This is a genomic window from Actinomycetota bacterium, assembly GCA_036280995.1.
Taxonomy (GTDB): domain Bacteria; phylum Actinomycetota; class CALGFH01; order CALGFH01; family CALGFH01; genus CALGFH01.
In genome coordinates this window covers 1-2,409 of record DASUPQ010000699.1, presented here as the reverse complement: position 1 = coordinate 2,409, position 2,409 = coordinate 1, and the positions used below count along the sequence as shown (strand labels likewise).

At 69.9% G+C, this 2,409-nt stretch carries 2 protein-coding genes; one reads left to right on the top strand and one right to left on the bottom strand.

Going from position 1 to position 2,409, the window contains the following annotated elements; all coding sequences use genetic code 11:
• Positions 1–5: 5 nt before the first annotated feature.
• A complete protein-coding gene (locus VF468_23620) occupies positions 6–641 on the bottom strand; it encodes a TetR/AcrR family transcriptional regulator (protein HEX5881279.1) in 636 nt (211 codons plus the stop codon).
• A gap of 121 nt (positions 642–762) precedes the next feature.
• On the opposite strand from VF468_23620, the gene VF468_23615 reads away from it, so the two are divergent.
• Entirely contained in the window at positions 763–2,298 is a 1,536-nt protein-coding gene (locus VF468_23615; protein HEX5881278.1) for an MFS transporter, read from the top strand.
• Positions 2,299–2,409: the final 111 nt, after the last annotated feature.

Below are 2,409 nucleotides of genomic sequence, written 5' to 3'. Positions count from 1 at the left end.
GTGCTCTAACGAGCGGGGGCCGGGACCCGCAGCAGCGGCATGACGATGTCGTCGAGCACCGACACCACGTAGGCGTCGGGCACCGGCGGGCCCTCCGCGGAGAACCGCTGCATCAGCAGGGCCGGGCCGACCTCGGCGACGAGCTGGGTCGCGGAGGTGGGTCGCACCTGCCCGCGGGCGGCGCCGCGCGTCAGCAGGTCGAGGAACATGCGCTTGCGTGGTTCCTTGACGCGCTCGTGCAGCAGGCGGGCGAACGACTCGTCCCGCTCGGTCTCTGACATCAGGCACTGGAGGGCGCAGCCGGCCGGGGAGTTGAGCATGGCCGTCAGGCGACGGAGCAGGTCGAGGAGGTCGTCGCGTATGTCGCCGTGGTCGGGTAGGTCGGTCGGTGACGGCAGGGCGTGCTCGAGGGCGTCGACGACCAGGTCCTCTTTGCGCGGCCAGCGGCGGTACAGCGCTGCCTTGCCGGTGCGTGCGCGGGCGGCGACTCCCTCCATGGTCAGGCCGACGTAGCCGACCGCCTGGAGCTGGTCGAGCACGGCGTCGAAGATCGCGTGCTCGAGGGTCTGGCCGCGGCGCCGGGTCCGGCCGTGCGGCGGCGCACAGGACGGAGCCGTCGTGGGGTCCGCCGGAGCGGCCATGGGCCCGACCTCCCAAGAGAATCCTAAGAATCTTAGTGAACGCTTGCGTTCCCAATGAGGGCGGCGTACCGTCGCACGCATTGTGAACGTGATCGTACACTAGCGGAAGGGACGACAGCCAATGACGGTCCTCGAGTCTGCCAGGCCGCGACCGCCGGGGGCGGCACGACGCGGCCATCACCCCGCGCTCGCCCTCACCATCATCGCCGCCTCCCAGCTCATGGTGGTGCTGGACGCGACCATCGTGAACATCGCCCTGCCGCAGATGCAGCAGGCCCTGGGGTTCTCCACCACCAGCCTGTCCTGGGTGCTCAACGCCTACACCCTCACCTTCGGCGGGCTGCTGCTGTTGGGCGGCCGGGCCGGCGACATCCTCGGCCGCCGCCGCATGTTCGTCGCCGGCATCCTGGTATTCACCCTGGCCTCGTTCCTGGGAGGCCTGGCCACCTCATCCGGCTGGCTGCTGGCGGCGCGTGCTCTACAGGGAGTCGGGGCCGCCATCGCCGCGCCGACCGCGCTCTCGCTGATCACCACCAACTTCGCCGAAGGCACCGAGCGCAACCGGGCGTTCGGGGTGTTCTCGGCCGTGGCCGTGTCCGGTGGGGCCATCGGCCTGATCGCCGGCGGCATGCTCACCTCCTGGCTGTCATGGCGGTGGGTGCTGTTCGTCAACGTGCCCATCGGCCTCCTGCTCGCCGTTCTCGCCCCGCTATTCATCGCCGAGTCCGAGCGGCAGCCAGGCAGGTTCGACCTCGGCGGTGCGCTCACCTCCACGGCAGGGATGACGGCGCTGGTCTATGGGTTCATCCGCGCGGCCCAGGAGGGCTGGAGTGACCTTGGGACGATCGGCTCCTTCGCCGCCGCGGCCGTCCTGCTGGCCGTGTTCTTCTCGATCGAGACCAGGACCCGCCAGCCCATCACCCCGCTGCACATGTTCCGCGAGCGCAACCGGGCCGGCAGCTACGCCATCATGCTGGCCCTGGCCGCGGCCATGTTCGGCCAGTTCTTCTTCCTCACCCTGTTCGTCCAGGACGTCCTCGGCTACAGCCCCCTGCGGGCCGGCCTCGCGTTTCTCCCCATCACCGCCGCGATCGTGCTGACCTCACAGTTCGCCGCCCGGTCGCTGCCCCGGATCGGGCCCAGGCGCCTCATGACCGGCGGCGCCCTGCTGGCCGTCGCCGGGCTCGCCTGGCTCGCCCAGGTCTCGGTCACCAGCAGCTACGTCGACGGCATCCTCGGCCCCATGCTGCTGTTCGGCCTGGGCATGGGCCTGCTGTTCGTGCCCCTGACCATCATCGCGGTCTCCGGGGTGGCCCCCCATGAAGTGGGGGCCGCGTCCAGCCTGCTCAATGTCACCCAGCAGGTCGGCGGTTCCCTCGGCCTGTCCATCCTGGTTACCGTGTTCGGTACCGCCAGCCGCAACGAGGCCACCACTCAGGTCGGACAGTTCCTGGCCAACGCCTCCTCCGAGCTCCAGGCCCAGTTCCAGCAGACCGGTCAACTTCCGGCGCAATACGCCCACCAGGTGCTGGCCCACGGCATCTCGACCGCCTTCCAGCTCGCGGCCGTCTTCGCGCTCCTCGCCCTGGTGGTGTCCATGGTCGTCATCCGCACCAGGCCAGCGGAGGTGAAGGTGCCAACCATGTCCGACACCTGAGCCAACCAAACTCCTGGGCCAACCAGCTTCCGAAAGGCCAGCAAGCAGGGCGTCGCCGCTTCTGACGAGGCGGCGGCTTCCTGTTGTCTGCCGCCAAGCTACCCGCGCTCC